This is a genomic window from Actinomadura keratinilytica (assembly GCF_039539665.1).
GTDB lineage: Bacteria > Actinomycetota > Actinomycetes > Streptosporangiales > Streptosporangiaceae > Spirillospora > Spirillospora keratinilytica.
Map to the genome: position 1 here is coordinate 1 of NZ_BAABDO010000139.1, position 16,148 is coordinate 16,148.

The 16,148-nt window shown below is 74.4% G+C and carries 14 protein-coding genes and 2 tRNA genes; 10 read left to right on the forward strand and 6 right to left on the reverse strand.

All coding sequences use genetic code 11. The features are described 5' to 3' along the window. Nucleotides 1-178: 178 nt before the first annotated feature. Nucleotides 179-268 (reverse strand) — tRNA-Ser (locus tag ABD879_RS28625). Between the two features lie 262 nt (nt 269-530). Beyond that, entirely contained in the window at nt 531-947 is a 417-nt protein-coding gene (locus tag ABD879_RS28630; RefSeq protein ID WP_345024783.1) for a hypothetical protein, read from the reverse strand. A gap of 181 nt (nt 948-1,128) precedes the next feature. On the opposite strand from ABD879_RS28630, the gene ABD879_RS28635 reads away from it, so the two are divergent. Further along, nucleotides 1,129-1,201 (forward strand) — tRNA-Arg (locus tag ABD879_RS28635). 388 nt (nt 1,202-1,589) lie between these two features. Here the strand turns inward: ABD879_RS28635 and ABD879_RS28640 are convergent. Then, nucleotides 1,590-2,027: a MarR family winged helix-turn-helix transcriptional regulator gene (locus tag ABD879_RS28640; RefSeq protein WP_345024784.1), complete on the reverse strand. Its 438-nt coding sequence runs from the start codon at nt 2,025-2,027 to the stop codon at nt 1,590-1,592. A gap of 82 nt (nt 2,028-2,109) precedes the next feature. On the opposite strand from ABD879_RS28640, the gene ABD879_RS28645 reads away from it, so the two are divergent. The 9 genes from ABD879_RS28645 to ABD879_RS28685 all read left to right on the forward strand — a co-directional run bounded on the left by ABD879_RS28645 (nt 2,110) and on the right by ABD879_RS28685 (nt 12,507). Continuing rightward, nucleotides 2,110-3,036 carry a quinone oxidoreductase family protein gene (locus ABD879_RS28645; RefSeq protein WP_345024786.1) on the forward strand — a complete coding sequence of 309 codons (927 nt, stop codon included), beginning with the start codon at nt 2,110-2,112 and terminating at the stop codon, nt 3,034-3,036. Nucleotides 3,037-3,076: 40 nt separating this feature from the next. Then, nucleotides 3,077-4,300 carry an FAD-dependent monooxygenase gene (locus tag ABD879_RS28650; protein WP_345024787.1) on the forward strand — a complete coding sequence of 408 codons (1,224 nt, stop codon included), beginning with the start codon at nt 3,077-3,079 and terminating at the stop codon, nt 4,298-4,300. 270 nt (nt 4,301-4,570) lie between these two features. Then, complete coding sequence (locus tag ABD879_RS28655; protein WP_345024788.1) at nt 4,571-4,930, forward strand: ArsR/SmtB family transcription factor; 360 nt, start codon at nt 4,571-4,573, stop codon at nt 4,928-4,930. A gap of 382 nt (nt 4,931-5,312) precedes the next feature. Then, complete coding sequence (locus tag ABD879_RS28660; protein ID WP_345024789.1) at nt 5,313-5,798, forward strand: NADH-quinone oxidoreductase subunit B family protein; 486 nt, start codon at nt 5,313-5,315, stop codon at nt 5,796-5,798. Then, on the forward strand, nt 5,795-7,834 hold the full coding sequence (locus tag ABD879_RS28665; RefSeq protein WP_345024790.1) for a proton-conducting transporter transmembrane domain-containing protein: 2,040 nt from the start codon (nt 5,795-5,797) through the stop codon (nt 7,832-7,834). The genes ABD879_RS28660 and ABD879_RS28665 overlap by 4 nt, the downstream gene beginning before the upstream one ends. Before the next feature lie 8 nt (nt 7,835-7,842). Beyond that, nucleotides 7,843-8,802, forward strand: coding sequence for a respiratory chain complex I subunit 1 family protein (locus ABD879_RS28670; protein WP_345024791.1), 960 nt, complete (start codon nt 7,843-7,845; stop codon nt 8,800-8,802). Nucleotides 8,803-8,819: 17 nt separating this feature from the next. Beyond that, nucleotides 8,820-9,488, forward strand: coding sequence for a hypothetical protein (locus tag ABD879_RS28675; RefSeq protein ID WP_345024792.1), 669 nt, complete (start codon nt 8,820-8,822; stop codon nt 9,486-9,488). Further along, entirely contained in the window at nt 9,488-10,984 is a 1,497-nt protein-coding gene (locus tag ABD879_RS28680; RefSeq protein ID WP_345024793.1) for a proton-conducting transporter transmembrane domain-containing protein, read from the forward strand. Before ABD879_RS28675 ends, ABD879_RS28680 begins: the two co-directional genes overlap by 1 nt. Further along, a complete protein-coding gene (locus ABD879_RS28685; RefSeq protein WP_345024794.1) occupies nt 10,981-12,507 on the forward strand; it encodes a hydrogenase large subunit in 1,527 nt (508 codons plus the stop codon). Before ABD879_RS28680 ends, ABD879_RS28685 begins: the two co-directional genes overlap by 4 nt. Nucleotides 12,508-12,535: 28 nt before the next feature. Here the strand turns inward: ABD879_RS28685 and ABD879_RS28690 are convergent, their stop codons facing one another. Genes ABD879_RS28690 through ABD879_RS28700 form a run of 3 tightly spaced genes read right to left on the reverse strand, consistent with a single transcriptional unit; the run spans nt 12,536 to nt 15,805 of the window. Then, on the reverse strand, nt 12,536-13,420 hold the full coding sequence (locus tag ABD879_RS28690) for a MinD/ParA family ATP-binding protein (RefSeq protein ID WP_345024796.1): 885 nt from the start codon (nt 13,418-13,420) through the stop codon (nt 12,536-12,538). An 11-nt stretch (nt 13,421-13,431) separates the two neighbouring features. Continuing rightward, on the reverse strand, nt 13,432-14,751 hold the full coding sequence (gene eccD / locus ABD879_RS28695; RefSeq protein ID WP_345024798.1) for a type VII secretion integral membrane protein EccD: 1,320 nt from the start codon (nt 14,749-14,751) through the stop codon (nt 13,432-13,434). A gap of 55 nt (nt 14,752-14,806) precedes the next feature. Further along, entirely contained in the window at nt 14,807-15,805 is a 999-nt protein-coding gene (locus ABD879_RS28700) for a TNT domain-containing protein (RefSeq protein WP_345024799.1), read from the reverse strand. Nucleotides 15,806-16,148: the final 343 nt, after the last annotated feature.

Here is a 16,148-nt window from a genome sequence, read left to right on the forward strand (position 1 = left end):
CACAGTCCCAAGATCGTCCTCAGCCAAACATCAAGATCGACCGGACAGGCCCTAGGGGGTGACGCTTGCGCCGGCTTGGCGGGGCACCGGGGAGGCTTCCAGGGCTGAACGGCAAGGACCCCGGACATGAAACGACCTGCGGGGAGACGCCGAACGACGCCTCCCCGCAGGTCAGAAGCGGAGGATCGGGGATTTGAACCCCGGATGGGCGGTAAGCCCAAACCGCATTAGCAGTGCGGCGCCATAGACCGGACTAGGCGAATCCTCCAGGCTGAGCACAGGTTACCGGCTGGCGCACCAACCGGCAAAGAGCCCCGGGCCCCTCTTGAGCATAGCCGGATCCGGACATGGGGCGGCGCCCGCCACCCGCGGCCTCGGCGCGAGACGGACGTGACCACCTCGGACGCCCAGGCGGCCGCGTAGCTGCATCCGGTAGCGCAAAGGCCCCCTGGGGTGCTTCCGAGGGGCCTCCGACCTGTGGCGCGGCCGGAGGGATTCGCCTTCTGATCCGTAGTCAGATGCTCTTACGATCAGCCGAACCGGAAGCCGGTGCTGGCGAAGCCGCACGCCTCACCGAGGTCCTTGGCGTTCTGCATCATCGAGCTGGTGTTCGGCCGGGTGCCCGCCGACAGGTTGCCCGAGCTGAGGCTGCGCAGCATGGACGCGGTGTTCTCCAGGTCCGCCGCGAAGCGAGTGGCCGCCGACTCCACGTCGCCGCCCGCCTTCTGCCCCTCGGCCCGGATCTTGGCCGCGGCGTCGGACCACTTCTGAGCGTTGCTCGCGGCCGCGGCCGTACCCGTCCCGCCGGACGTCAGCGACCGCAGCTCGCTCTCGATGTTCTCGCAGGCGGCCTTCTTCTCTCCGCCCACCAGGCCGCAGGCGGTGGTGGAGAGCAGCGCGCCACCGACGACCAGGACGCCGGCGAACCTGGCGGCTGACATGCGCATGGGAGGTACTCCTTCAGGGGGTTTGACTCACGGGTCCCACAGACCTCGTGAACCTCATCTGTCTCGACTTCCCACCTTTGGCGCACCGTCTCCCCGAACGGTTCCACCGACCTCGTCGCACGCGACTTGGGTAATCGATTCGCGGACTGGTCCCCACAACCGGTACAGTTAGGTCCCGCCGGCAGCCGTAGCTCAATGGATAGAGCATCTGACTACGGATCAGAAGGTTGGGGGTTCGAATCCCTCCGGCTGCGCAGCAGGTCAGAGGCCCCTCGGGAGCATCCCGAGGGGCCTCTGCGCTAGGCGGTGTCGGCAAAGTGGCTGCGGGCTGGTCGGTCGATGCGGACCATGTGGCCGCTCTTCGACAGGCGCATCCATCGGCGGCGCGGCGTCGTCGAGCGCTGCTTCGGGCAGTGGCACGGCGCCGCCACCCGCGCCACTGCAGGTCCGCAAAGTCCTTCCAAGTCGCTGTTTCGTCGACCGCCTTGCTGATGCGGCCATGACGACACGCCCTAACGGCTTCGCGCACACGCAGACGTCTGTGCGGCCCCGCCGCGCAGCAGCCGGTTCTCGGTGACGGCGGTGGCGTGCTGCTCGGTCCTGTTGGTCCCGCGCGTGCGGTGAGGTCGGCCCGTGCCGGTTCTACGGGGCGGCGTCGTGTTGTGCCGGGGCCTTGCCGGCGACGGTGTCGAGCAGCCGGGTGAGCAGGTGGCGGTCGTCCGGGCTCAGACGGCAGGTGAAGGGCACGAGGGCCGCGCAGACCTCCTGCTGTATCCGTTCGGCGAGTTCGCTGCCCTTCGCTGTGATGGACACGTCGACGACCCGGCGGTCCTCCGGTGACCTGCCCCGTGCCACGAGGCCCCGTCGTTCGGCGCGTTCGACGAGGCCGGACAGCGTGGACTTGTCCAGCCCCAGGAAGGCCGCCAGTTCGGTCATGCGCGGGCGGCGGTCGCGCAGGACGCCGAGCAGCCGCAGCTGCGTGAGGGACAGGTCGTGCTCCGCGCCGATGCGGGTGAGCAGGGCGGCCACCCGGAAGGACGTCCGGACGAGAGCGTCCTCCAGCGCGTCGTCGGAACTCATGCGCCGATCCTACTTGACATGGTTTGTAGTACCAACCATCCTGAGGGTTGTTGGTAATGCAAACCAAATGAAAGGAGGCGCCATGCGCGCCGCCGTGGTCAACGCGTTCGACGCGCCGCCGCAGTACGGCGAGTACCCCGGCCCGGTCGCCCGGGGCGAGCACGAGATGGTCGTGGAGGTTCTCGCGGCCGGCCTGCACCAGCTCGTCCGGGCCCGGGCGAACGGCACGCACTACAGCAGCACCGGCACGTTCCCGCTCGTGCCCGGCGTGGACGGCGTCGTGCGCGACCAGGAGAGCAACCTCAGGTACGCGGTGCTGGACGACGGCCCGCTGGGCATGTTCGCCGAGCAGGCCGTGATCGACGTCCGCCGCAGCGTGCCGCTGCCGAACGACGTCGACCCCGTGCGCATCGCCGCCGCGATGAACCCGGCCATGTCCTCGTGGCTCGCGCTGCGCCGCCGCATCACGTTCGAGAAGGGGCAGAGCGTCCTCATCCTCGGCGCCACCGGCAGCTCCGGACGCATGGCGGTGCAGATCGCCAAGCGGTTCGGCGCCGACCGCGTGGTCGCCGCCGGACGGAACGCCTCCCGGCTCGCCGCGCTGCACGAGCTGGGCGCGGACGAGACGGTGACGTTCGAGCAGGCCGACCGCGCCGCCGATGTCGACGTCGTCCTCGACTACGTGTGGGGGGAACCGTCGGCGGTCGCGATGACAGCGCTTGTCAAGGCCCGTCGCGACCGCGGCGCCCCGCTGCACTGGATCCAGATCGGATCGATCGCCGGGCAGACGAGCCCGGTGCACTCGGCCGTGCTGCGGGCGGCGCGGCTGCAGATCTGCGGCAGCGGTGTCGGCTCGGTGTCGCCCCGGGAGATCCTGGAGGAGCTGCCGGACATCGCCGAGGCGGTGCACGCCGGCGAGCTCGACGTGCGGGCGCGTCCGGTGCCCCTGGCGCAGGTCGCCGAGGCGTGGAGCGCGCAGACCGACGACCGCATCGTCTTCGTCCCGTGACATCCGCATTCGTCCCGTGACATCCACAGCGAGGAGAGCCATGTCCGACGAACGCAGACGCTGCCTCATCGTCGGTTGCGGTGTCAGCGGTATCGCCACCGCGATCCGACTGCGCCAGATCGGCTGGGAACCGGTGCTCGTGGAACGGGCGCCGGACCGCCGGTCGGGCGGCTACTTCATCGCGCTCTTCGGCGCTGGCCGGGCCGCCGCGCGGCGGCTGGGCTTCGCCGACGCCATGCCCGACCGGGCCGTGCGCGACGGCAGGACCTACGTCGTCGACCGGCGGGGCGGCCGCAGGCCCGGGCTGGGGGCCGCGGAGATCCCGGGCGCACCGCACATGATGCTGCGCGGCGACGTCGAGCGGGCCGCGTTCGAGGTGCTCCCCCGAGACGTCGAGGTGCGCTTCGCGACGCAGCCCGTCGCGATCGAGCAGGACGAGTCCGGTGTGCACGTCACCCTCCAGCACGGCGGCACGACCACCACCGAGCGGTTCGACCTGGTCGTGGGCGCCGACGGCCTGCGGTCCACGGTCCGGCGGCTCGTCTTCGGCCCGCACGAGGAGCACCTGCACCGGCTCGGCTACATGATCGCGGCCTACGCCCTGCCGCACCCGCTCGACGGCGTGTCGCCGCGCGACGGCATCTGCCTGTTCGAGCCCGGCCGCGCGATGTGGCTGTTCCCGTTCATCGACCGGCCGCAGAGCCTGCTGTTCTCGTACCGCACGGACGACGTCGACGGGCAGTTCACCGGGCGGCCCGTCGACCGGATCCGCGATGCGTTCGGGCCGGAGCCGCTGGGGCCGCTGCTCGAGCAGGCCCTGGACGTGCTCGGCGACGCCGACGAGTTCCTGTTCGACTCCGTGGAGCAGACGCGGATGGACTCCTGGTCCCGCGGCCGGGTCGTCCTCGTCGGCGACTCCGCCTGGTGCGTCAGCCTCTACAGCGGCATGGGCGCGTCCTCCGCGCTCGCCGGGGCCGAGCTGCTCGGCACCATGCTGCGGCGGTACCCCGCCGATGTCCCCCGCGCGCTGCGCGCCTGGGAAGCGCGGTTGCGCCCGCACATCACCACCTACCAGGAGGCGGGGATCAGCGACCGGTTCTTCTTCACCCCCGACAACCACCGGCAGATCGCGGGCCGGTCGATGGCCGCCCGCGGCCTCCGGCTCCCGGTGATCGGCGGCGCGCTGCGCTCGATCCAGAGCCGCAGCAGGATCGTCAGGGAGAGGGATCTCGACATCGCCCGCGAGGGCGCGGCGGCCGCCTGACCCGCACCGCCCGGCGGGGAGCCCGCCGACATCGGCGTCCGGCCATGTCGGCGGGCTCTCTCGCGTGCCGTCGGCGGGGGCGCCGGGAAGGCCCCGACAGGGGTGTCCGGAGCGGTGGCTAGCCTGGTAGGTGTCCGCCCGCGCCGTCTGGATGACGTCCTTGTTGGTCTCAGGGGCTCGGCTTGGGCCGGGCGGTATGCGGACGACGAGGATGGACGCCGTGACGACGAGGACGAGGACAGGGTTCCCCACCGTGAAGGGCCTGCTGCCGTGAAGGCGCCGCTGTATCAGCTGAAGGCAGAGTTCTTCAAGACGCTCGGTCACCCGGCGCGGATCCGGGTGCTGGAGCTGCTCAGCGAACGCGACCACGCGGTCTCGGAGATGCTGCCCGAGGTCGGGATCGAGCCCGCGCACCTGTCCCAGCAGCTCGCCGTGCTGCGGCGGGCCGGGCTCGTGGTGTCGCGCAAGGAGGGCTCGTCGGTCATCTACTCGCTGACCAGCCCGCGGGTCGCCGAGCTGCTGCACGTGGCGCGCGCCATCCTGACCGGGGTGCTGTCGGGGCAGGCGGAGCTGCTGGACGACCTGCGCGCGGCCGGCGAACCGGCGGAGCCGGCCCGCAAGTACCGCTGACCGAGCCGCAATCAGCGGCGGCAGCCGCGCGCACCGTACGAACCCGCAGGCGGCGGGCTGGCTCGTAGGCGGCGGCAACGGTGCGCACCGGTCGCGGGCGGTGCGCGTACCGGGGGCGGCGGCAGCCGCATGTGCAGGTAGGGCCGGAGAGTGGTTGGCCGCGCGCGCTGGCAGGGGCGTGGGCTGCGGCGACTGCGTACACCGTAGGGCCCGGAGATGGCGGTTGCGCATCATCGGCCGGGACGGCGCCGTCCGTGCTCCCCCCGGGCGAGGCGACCTCGGCGTTCGGCGCGCATCAACGAGTTGCTAAAGTCCGCAATTGCGCACAACGCAAGGCGAATGCGGGTGCGGGCTCCCCCGAAGCTCACCACCGAGGTATCTGGTGAAAGATCTGCTGCGCAAGATCCGCAAGACCGGCCGGGTCGCCGAGGAACCTCCCGAACGTCCCGCCGGGGACGTCCCGGACGCGCTCGGCGAGCTGGGCGGGTCGGTCCAGCTGCGGCACGTGGACGCGGGGTCCTGCAACGGCTGCGAAGTGGAGATCGCCTCGGCGTTCGGGCCGGTGTACGACGCCGAGCGGTACGGCGCGCGGCTGGTGGCCTCGCCGCGGCACGCGGACGCGCTGCTGGTGACCGGCCCGGTGACGCGCAACATGCAGGTCGCGCTGCGCCGCACCTACGAGGCGGTGCCCGAGCCGAAGGTCGTGGTCGCGCTCGGTGACTGCGCCCGCGACTGCGGGGTCTTCGCGGGGGCGTACGGGGTCGCCGGCGCGGTGCGCGACGTCGTGCCGGTCGACGTGGAGGTGCCGGGCTGCCCGCCCGAGCCGGAGGCGATCGTGGCCGCGCTGCGGGGGCTCACCGGCCGATGACGAGCGTGACAGGCGCCGCGCTGTCGGCGTCCCTCGGGGCGAGCCTGCTCGCCGCGGCGGCCGGGGCGGCGCTGCCGCGTCGGGTCCGCCCGGCCGGGGCGGGGCTGGGCACGGCGGTCGCCGGGGCGGCGGCCGTGGTGGCCGGGGTCGCGGCGATGACGGGACGGTCCTGGTCGGCGTGGCTGCCGGAGCTGCTTCCGCTGGCCGGGGTGCGGCTGGCGGTCGATCCGCTGGGCGGTCTGTTCATCGCCGTCACCGGTGCGGTGGCGGTGTGCGCGGCGGTGTACGGGGTCGGTTACGCCCGCCCGCGGCGGGACGGCCACGGGCACGGGCTGGACGGCCGGACGGTGCAGGCCGTGCTTCCGCTGTTCGTGGCGGCGATGCTCCTGGTGCCCGCCGCGGCGAGCGTCAGCACGTTCCTCGTGGCCTGGGAGCTGATGGCGCTGGCCTCGCTGCTGCTGGTGGTGGCCGAGCACCGGCACCGGGCGTCGGTGGGGCAGGCCGGGCTCTGGTACGCGGTGATGACGCACCTGGGCCTGGTGGCGATCCTGGCCGGGCTGGCGGGGCTGGCCGCCGCGGCGCACGGCGAGTCGTTCGACCGGTTGCGGGCCGCGGCGGAGGGGCTGTCGCCGGCGGTGCGGGGCGCGGTGTTCGTCGCCACGTTTGCCGGGTTTGCGTCGAAAGCCGGAATCGTCCCGCTGCATGTGTGGCTGCCGCGTGCCCATCCCGAGGCGCCGAGCCACGTGTCGGCGCTGATGAGCGCCGCGATGGTGAACCTGGGCGGGTACGGCATCGTCCGGGTCGGGTTCGACCTGCTGGGCGGCGGGCCGGTGTGGTGGTGGCTGCTGGTGCTGGCGGCCGGTGCGGCGTCGGCGCTGTACGGCATCCTGCAGGCCGCGGTCGCGACCGACCTCAAGCGGCTGCTGGCCTACTCGACGTGCGAGAACATGGGGCTGGTGCTGGTCGGCCTCGGGGCCGGCGGGCTGCTGCTGACCGCCGGCGCCCGGCCGCTGGCGGCGCTGGCGCTCACGGCCGCGCTGCTGCACGTGGTCAACCACGCGGCCTTCAAGACCCTGCTGTTCCTGGCGGCCGGGTCGGTGCTGCGCGCCACCGGCCTGCGGGACCTGGACGCGCTGGGCGGGCTGCGCTCGCGCATGCCGGTCACCACGGCGGCGTTCGCCGTGGGGGCGCTCGCGGCGTCGGCGCTGCCGCTGGGCAACGGCTTCGTCAGCGAGTGGCTGCTGCTGCAGAGCCTGATCGGCTCGCTCGGCGAGGGCGGGACGATCTCGGCGGTGACCATGCCGGTGGCGGTGGCGGCGCTGGCCCTGTCGGCGGGGCTGGCGGTCGCCACGTTCGTCAAGGCGTTCGGGACCGGGTTCCTGGCCCGTCCGCGCACACCGGAGGCGGACGCGGCGGCGGAGAGCCCGGCGACGATGGGCGCGGGCATGGGCGTGGCGGCGGCCTGCTGCCTGGCCCTGGCGCTGGCCCCCGCGTTCGCCGCCCCCGGGCTCGCCGGGGCCGTCCAGGTGGTCCTGCCGGGCCAGGACGCGCTGACCGGGCAGGTCACGCTGCGTCTGGCCGCGGCGTCCAGCACCGTGTCGCCGCTGCTCATCGCCGTCTGCGTGGTGGCCGTCGCGGCGGTGCTGCCGGTGCTGCTGCGGATCGTCGCGACCCGGCGCGCGCGGCGCAGGGCGCGGCTGTGGGACTGCGGAATGGGCCCGCTGAACGCGCGGATGGAGTACACCGCGACCTCGTTCGCCGAGCCGCTGCAGCGGGTGTTCGACGACGTGCTCGCCCCGGAGACCGACCTGAACGTGACCCCGCTGGCGGAGTCCGCCTACCTGGTGGACAGCGTGACCTACCGGGCCCGCGTGGGCGACCGGATCGAACGCCGCCTGTACCGGCCGGTGGTCGCGGCCGCGGCGGCGGTCGGCGAGGCGGCGCGGCGGCTGGCCGACGGCAGCGTGCACCGCTACCTCGCCTACGGCCTGTGCACCTTCACCGGAGTGCTGATCCTGCTGGCGGTGACCCGATGAGCGGCTCGATGAGCGTGGCCGGAACCGTGGGGGCGGCCGCGCAGGTGGTGCTGGTGGCGGCGGGATCGCCCCTGCTGGTGGGGGTGATGCGGCAGGTCCGGGCGCGCCTGGAGGGCCGGGCCGGCGCCGGCGTGCTGCAGCCGTGGCGGGACCTGCGCAAACTGCTGCGCAAGGAGGCGATCACCCCGGACGGCACCGGGCCGGTGTTCCGGGCGGCGCCCCTGGTCCTGACGGCCACGGCGCTGGTGGCGGCCGGTGTCGTGCCGATCGCCACGACCGCGTCCCCGCTGGACGGCGCGGCGGACCTGTTCGCCGTCACCGCGCTGCTGGCGCTCGGCACGGTGGCGCTCGCGCTGGCCGCGCTGGACACCGCCACCGCCTTCGGCGGCATGGGCGCCAGCCGGGAGATGACCGTGCTGGCGCTGGTGGAGCCCACCATCCTGATGTCGGTGTTCGCGCTGTCGGTGCCGGCCGGCTCGACCAACCTCGGCGCGATCGTCAACTCCACGCTGCACGAGCCGCAGCGGGTGGCCTCGCCGGTCAGCCTGCTGGCGGCGGTGGCGCTGGCCGTCGTGGTGATCGCCGAGGCCGGGCGCATCCCGGTGGACAATCCCGCGACGCACCTGGAGCTGACGATGATCCACGAGGCGATGGTGCTGGAGTACGCGGGGCCGGACCTGGCGCTGGTGGAGTGGGCGTCGGCCATGCGGCTGACGGTGCTGCTGGGCCTGGTGGCCAACCTGTTCGCGCCCTGGGGCATCGCCTCGGCGGACACGACGGGCGCGGCGCTGGCGGCGCTGCCGCTGGCGCTGGCGGTGTTCGCCGGCAAGGTCGTCCTGCTCGGCGGGGCGCTGGCGGCCGGTGAGGTGTTCATGGCCAAGCTGCGCATGTTCCGCGTGCCCGAGCTGCTGGCCGGGTCCTTCGTCATGGCGCTGCTGGCCGTCGCCGCGTCCTTCTTCCTGGCGTGAAGGCGAGCGTAACGATCATGAGTGACGTCACCTACGTGCGGCTGCTCGACCTGGCCTGCGGCGCGTTCCTGCTCGCCGCGGTGCTGGTGCTGTGGCGGCGCGACCTGGCGGCGATCGTGCGGCTGTTCGCGATCCAGGGCGCCGCGCTCGCCGCCCTGGTCGCGGTGCTCGGCGTGCACGAGGGGCTGGACGGGCACGGCGCCGAACTGCTCGCGCTCGCCGCCGGCCTGGCGGTGCTGCGCGCCGTGGTGCTGCCCCGGCTGCTGCGCCGCGCCATCGTCGGCGGCGACGTCCGGGAGACCGAGCCGCTGGTCAACGTGGCCGCCTCCCTGGTGGTCGCGGCCGGGCTGGCGCTGCTGAGCTACGCGGTGACGCGTCCGGTGGTCGCGCTGGAGCCCTCGCCCGCCGTGCGCGCCGTGCCGGTGGCGCTCACCGTGGTGCTCATCGGCTTCTTCGTGCTGGTCACCCGCCGCCGCGCGCTGTCGCAGGTGGTCGGGTTCCTGCTGGTGGACAACGGCATCACCGCGGTGGCGTTCCTGACCACCTCCGGCGTGCCGCTGATCGTGGAGCTGGGAGTCTCGCTGGACGTGCTGCTGGCCGTGCTGGTGCTGCAGGTGCTCACCGCGCGCATGCGGGCCGCCTTCGGCGGCACCGATCTGGACGACCTTCGGGAGCTGCGGGACTGATGACCACGACGGCACTGCTGATCGCCCCGGTGGGCCTGCCGCTGCTGGCCGCCGCGTCCCACGCCGTGTTCGGCTGGCGGCGCACGACCACCGCGTGGTCCGGCGCGGCCGCGGCGGCCGGGCTGCTGGCCTGCGCCGTCGCCCTGGCCGTCGGGACGGTGGACCAGCCGCGCACCGCGCTGGGCGGGCTGCTGCGGGCCGACGCGCTCAGCGCCTACATGCTGATCGTGATCGGGGCGGTGGCGCTGCCCGCGCTGCTGGCGAGCCCCGGTCATCTGGCCGCCGAGCGGGCCGCGGGGCACGCCACCGCCGCGGACGCGCGCCGCTACGGCGTCCTCACCCAAACGTTCGTGGCCGCCATGGCGCTGGCGGTGCTGGCCGCCAACCTGGGCGTGCTGTGGGTGGCGGTCGAGGCCACCACGATCTGCACGGCGTTCCTGGTCGGCCACCGCCGCACCCGCCACGCCACCGAGGCGGCGTGGAAGTACGTGGTGATCTGCTCGGCCGGCATCGCGCTGGCGTTCCTGGGCATCGTGCTGCTGAACTTCGCCGCCCGCCACGCGCACGTCCCGTCCTCCGGCGCGCTGGACTGGGCCGAGCTCGCCCGGCACGCCGCCGCCCTGGACGCCGACGTGACCCGCGTCGCCGTCGCCCTGCTGGTGCTCGGCTTCGGCACCAAGGCGGGCCTGGCGCCCCTGCACGCCTGGCTGCCCGACGCGCACAGCCAGGCCCCGGCGCCGGTCTCGGCGCTGATGTCCGGAGTGCTGCTGTCGGTGGCCTTCTACGCCGTCCTGCGGGTCAAGGTCATCGCCGACGCCGCGCTGGGCGTCGCCTTCACCCGCACGCTGCTGGCGGCCGTCGCACTGGTGTCGCTGGCCGTGGCGGCGGCGCTGCTGCTGAGACAGCGCGACTACAAGCGGATGCTCGCCTACTCCAGCATCGAGCACATGGGCCTGATCGCGCTCGGCGCGGCCATCGGCACCCCGCTCGCCGCGTCGGCCGTCCTGCTGCACATCCTCGGCCACGGGCTGGCCAAGTCGGTCGCGTTCCTGGCGTCCGGCCACATCCAGCAGGCGACCGGCTCGACCCGCGTCGACGGGGCGCGCGGCCTGATCGCCCGCGTCCCGCTGACGGCGGGCTTGTTCGGCGCGAGCCTGGCGGCGCTGCTCGGCTTCCCGCCGTTCGGCCTGTTCGCCAGCGAGCTGGGCATGTTCCGGGCGGGCTTCACCGCCGGGATGGGATGGGCGGTGACCGCCGCGCTGCTGCTCATGCTGGTCGTCGTGGCCGCCGTCGCCGCCCACGCCGGCCGGATGCTGCTCGGCGCCCACCGGCCCGGGCCCGGCGCCGCCGCCCTCGCCGGGGGCGTGCGGCTCTCCCGGTCCGCCGCGCTCGCGCTCACCGCGGCACTGGTCGCCTGCACGGCCCTCGGTGTGACCGCCTGGCCGCTGCACACCCTGCTCGACACCGCCGCCGCCATCATCGGAGCACACCCGTGACCCTCGAGTCCTCGCCCCAGGAAGCGGCCGCGCCGCGGCACGAACGCACGATCGTCGACGTCACGTCCGCGGAGCTGCCGGACCGGGTGGCCGCGCTGCTCGGCGACGGCCACCGGCCGGCGCTCGTCGCGGCCCATCAGGACCCCGACGCGCTGCGCGTGGTGTACCTGTTCACCGCGGCCGCCCCGGACCGCCGCACCGAGCTGCACCTGCGGCTGGACCCGGCCGACCCGGTGCTGCCCAGCCTGGCCGCCCTCAGCTTCCCCGTGGGCCGCTTCGAGCGGGAGATGCACGACCTGTACGGGATCGTCCCGCAGGACCATCCGCTGCCGCGCCGCCTGGTCCGCCACCACCACTGGCCGCGCGGCTGGTACCCGATGCGCGCCGACGCCGGACCGCCGCCCGACTTCGGCGACCCGGAAGGCCCCTACCCCTTCGTCAGCGTCGAGGGGCGGGGCGTGTACGAGATCCCCGTCGGGCCCGTGCACGCCGGGCTCATCGAACCCGGGCACTTCCGCTTCTCCGTCGTCGGCGAGAGCATCCTCAAGCTCAAGGCCCGCCTGTGGTTCGTGCACAAGGGCCTGGAGAAGCTGTTCCAGGGCCGCCTTCCGGCGGACGCGCTGCCGCTGGCCGAACGCGTCAGCGGCGACACGTCGGTCGGGCACGCCCTGGCCTTCTGCCTGGCCGTGGAGGAGGCCACCGGCACGGCCGTCTCGCCCGGGGTGCAGCGCATGCGCGCCGTCCTGCTGGAACTGGAGCGCCTCTACAACCACGTCACCGACCTGGGCGCCCTGTGCAACGACGTCGGCCACTCCGTCCTCAACGCCCAGTTCGGCCGCGTCCGCGAACAGCTTCTGCGGCTCAACGCCGACGTCACCGGGAACCGGCTGCTGCGCGGCGGGGTGCTGCTCGGCGGCGCCGTCCTGCGGGCGCTGCCCGACGCGGAACGGCTCACGGCCCTCGGCGAGGACGTCGCCGAGATCGTGGACCTGGCGCTCGGGCACACCGTCGTCGCCGACCGGTTCACCGGCACCGCGCCGCTGTCCACCGACGCGGCCCGCGACCTGGGCGTCCTCGGCTACGTGGCCCGCGCCAGCGGCGTGGACGCCGACGCCCGCCGCGACCACCCCTTCACCGATCTGCGCCCGACGCTGCGCGTGCCCGTCTTCGACACCGGCGACGTGCTGGCCCGCTTCCGCGTCCGCGCCGCGGAGATCGCCGCCTCCATCGCACTGATCAACGACCTGACCTGCGGCATGACGCCCGGCCTGGTCAGCTACTGGCCGCCGTCGGCGGCGCACGACGGCCCCGCCTCCGGGGTCGGCATCGTGGAGGGCTGGCGCGGCACCATCACCCACCGGGTCGAGCTGGCCGCCGACGGCACCCTCGCCCGCGCCAAGATCGTCGATCCGTCGTTCTTCAACTGGCCGGCCCTGCCCGTCGCGCTGAACGGCGCCATCGTCCCCGACTTCCCGCTGGTCAACAAGAGCTTCAACCTCTCCTACGCCGGAAACGACCTGTAACCGCTGCCAACCGCTGCGCCGGGCGGGGTCAGGGGCGGACGGCGCGGCCGAGGGCCTCCGCCGCGACGCGGACGGCGGTGGCGCGCGTCGCATGGGCCAGCCGACCCGGGGCGAGCGTCGACGTGCTCGCGAGATGCCGGTCGTAGCGGAGCCGGACCGCGCCCGCGCCGACGTCGGCGAGGATGGCGGCGGCGCCGTCGAAGTCGAGGGCCTTGCGGGTGTGCGGGGTCCGCACGGTGAACACGACGACCGTGCGGGCGATCAGATGGCCGAGCCCGGACGCGGCGACCAGGTCGAGCGCGCGCCCCGCCACGCGGGCGCCGTCCGGGGTGGCGGGGGTGGCCAGGACGACGGCGTGCGCCCCGGCCAGCACCGCCTGCTGCAGCGCGCCGCGCATGCCCGAACCGCAGTCGATGACCGTCACACCGAAGAAGCGGGTGAGCGGCAGCGCGTTCTGCTCGTAGATCTCCGGGGTCAGCGGGCTGTCCCCGAGGCGCCCGCGGTTGGCGGGCAGCACCCAGAGCCGCTGCGCCGCGGGCGTCAGGTACGGTTCGACGTCCTCGAACGAGCCGGCGCCGGCGAGGGCGGCCCGCACGTCGGCGAGGGCATGCCGGTGGCGCACGCCCAGGCGCAACGGGAGCGACCCCCAGTCCGGATCGACGTCCACGGCGAGCACGCGGTCCTGGCGGTGGCGGGCGAAGACCAGGGCCAGCAGGGCCGACAGGGTGCTCTTGCCCGACCCGCCGCGCATCCCGACCACGGCGATCCGGCGTCCCGTGGTGACCGGCTGCTGGACCTCCGCCGCGGCCTCGGCGAGATCCGCCAGATCATGCGCGGGACGGAACGCCCGGACGGCCTCGTGCCCCAGCCGGCGCAGCAGCGGGTCGCCGTGCGGCAGGTCGCGGTCAGCCACCCTGCCCACCATCAGAAGGTGTCGAGAAGGCGCTGGTAGACGCCGAACGTTCCGATGGCCACGGGGATGATGGCGACGGCGGCGACCGCCTCGGCGCGGCCGGTGATCCGCCGCAGCCGGGCCCGCACGTGCTCGGGCTGCTCGACGGTCAGCACGACGAGCGGCACGGCCAGCACCGCGGCGAGCATGCCGAGCGCGGGCGCGGCCCCCCACGCCGCCGCCTCCGCCCACCGGTAGGCCAGATGGACCCAGATCACCAGCGCCGCGGCCAGCAGCGCCGTCTTCTGCGGCACCAGCGGGAACAACCGCGCCCGGCTGGCGACGACGACGGCGAGCAGCGCGGCGAGGGCGGCCGTCCAGCCGTCCAACCGGGCCGCGGGCGCCCACCCGGCCAGCACCGCGGCCACCGCCACGGCGACGGTCGCGATGACCAGGCTGCGGTGGGTGTGGGCCAGGGCCGTCAGCACGTCGCCGCGCGGCACCGCCGCACCCGCGCTGCGCCGGTCGTCCAGCGAGGTCAGCCCGGACAGCGTCAGCGCGATCCGCAGCATGACGTTGAGCAGCACCACGCAGGCGACGGCGAGCACGGCGCCGGTGCGGGCGGCGTCCAGACCGAGGCCGGCGCAGGCGCCCCACACGGCGGTGAGCAGCACGACCAGGCCGCCTCCGGCCAGCCCGCCGCGCCCCAGGGGCGTGGTGGCGCCGAGCGCGGCCGGCAGCAGCCCGGAGAGCAGGGCCAGGGCGCCCCAGCGGATCCAGGACTGCCAGCCGTACAGGTCGGCGGCGGACCAGACCGCGACCCCCGCCAGCGCGCCGCCGCCGAGCGTCACCGCCGTGCCGAGCGGGGTGCGTCCGAGCGCGCCGACCGCCAGGCCCGCCAGGAGCAGGACGGCGGCCGCCGACGCGGCGGCCGCGAACCCCGCGGCGCCGCCGGGGTTGGCGTTGAGGATGATCCCCGCGGCGGCGGCCAGGACCGCGGTGGCCGCCGCCGCGGTCCACCGGGCCGCGCGCGGGCCCCACCGCCACAGGTGCTCGGAGACCGCGTCGTCGACCGCCTCGGGCACGTCGTGGACGACCGGGGCGGGCAGCGGCTCGTCCGCCCGCACCAGCCGGAGCACGCTGCCGTCGAGCACGCCGCGTTCGGCGAGCGTGGCCTGCCCGTCGAGGACCTCACCGGTGGACGTGACCAGGTGCCGCAGCCGCGCGGGGCGCTCGACCTGGTCGTCGAGCAGGCGCAGCACGTCCGGCATGAGCGCCCCGATCGGCTCGGTCGCCGGCAGGACCGCATCGACCCGGCGTTGCTCGGCGACCAGGGTGACCCGGCTCCACACGGTGTTGTGTCCCTTTCCTAGTCGGTCGTCTGGCTTGCCTGGTGTTTCCGTGCGCTCACTGCGGCATCCGCTCCGCGGCGACGCGTTCGAGGTAGCCGTTGCGCAGCAGCCACCGGATGGTGGGGAGCGCGGGCGGCCGCGGGAACAACCCGGCGTTGACGGTCAACCTGACGGCCCCGCCCTGGCTGGTCGCCGTCGGCGCCGAGACGGTCGCGGTGACCTGGAACGGCTTGACCACGCGGTAGCGGCGGTAGTTGCCCGGCGTCCGCGGGTCCACGGTGGCCCGTGCGGCCGCGGGCAGCCCGCGCTGCCCGAACGGGGTCCCGTCCGGGAACAGCACCGACCCGCTCTCCTGCCCGAACGCGTCGACGAGCTGCCCCTGCGTCAGCAGGTAGGTGGCCGACGCGCCGCCCGCCAAGGCGATCTTGGCCTGGACGTCCGCCGCCAGCCGCGCGGCCTGCTCCGCCGCCTGCGTCTCCTCCGCGGGCGTCAGCCGCCGGGGCGGCGTCTCGCGCAGGACGAGCTCGCCGTACAGCCAGCGGCACGCCTCGTCCTCGGTGGCGAACTGCGCGCCTATGCGGCCCTGGTCGTACTCCACGACGCCGCCGGAGAAACCGTTCGTGCCGTTCGAGCTGGGGGCCACCACGTAGTAGCTGGACGTCTTGGCCGGAGGCGGCTTGGGCTGCCCGGGCAGCACGTACAGGCCGGGGTGCACGTTCGCCTGCGTCAGCGCCTGCCGGAGCATGGGGAACGTGACCTTGGCCCCCACCCAGCCCGCCGGCACCGGCGCCGTGCCGCCGTCCGGCGGAGGGGCCTGCGCCTGCTGGGCCTGCTCTTCCTGCTTCTTCTGGGTGGCGAGCTTGGACTGCAGGAACGACCACCCGACCATCCCGGCGCACACGACGGCCGCGACGCACAACCCGGCGACGACCCGCATCAGGCTCTCGTCGAACGTCCGCCGCGCCCGCTGCGGCCCGAACATCACCGCGTCCCGCAGGCGCCGGCGGCGCACCGCGACCGACTCCAGCAGTTGCGTGTCGTAATCGCGAGCCACCGGCACCTCCTCCGCTGCCGCCCAATGCCCGCCGCCCGTGCGGCGGGCCGCGTCTGACTACCGGGGACGCGCCCCGGCGACCCTGATTCCTACCAACCCCCACTGCCATTCGCCTGGCCACCGGCCCCGGCCGGGCTGGGACTCACCGGGTCCCGGGCCGCTTGAGCCCGACCGACCGGCCCCGGCGGGCATCGGTCGGCGTGTCCACTCCGGGGGCTCGCCGAACCCCGGTCGGCCGCTTGACCGACGTACCGTCCCGCCCGAACACCTTTGCGGCCACCGACGGGTTGGACCGCCCCGGCGATCTTGGAGGCTAGATCGTCTGGTTCTCGGCTGCCGAGAG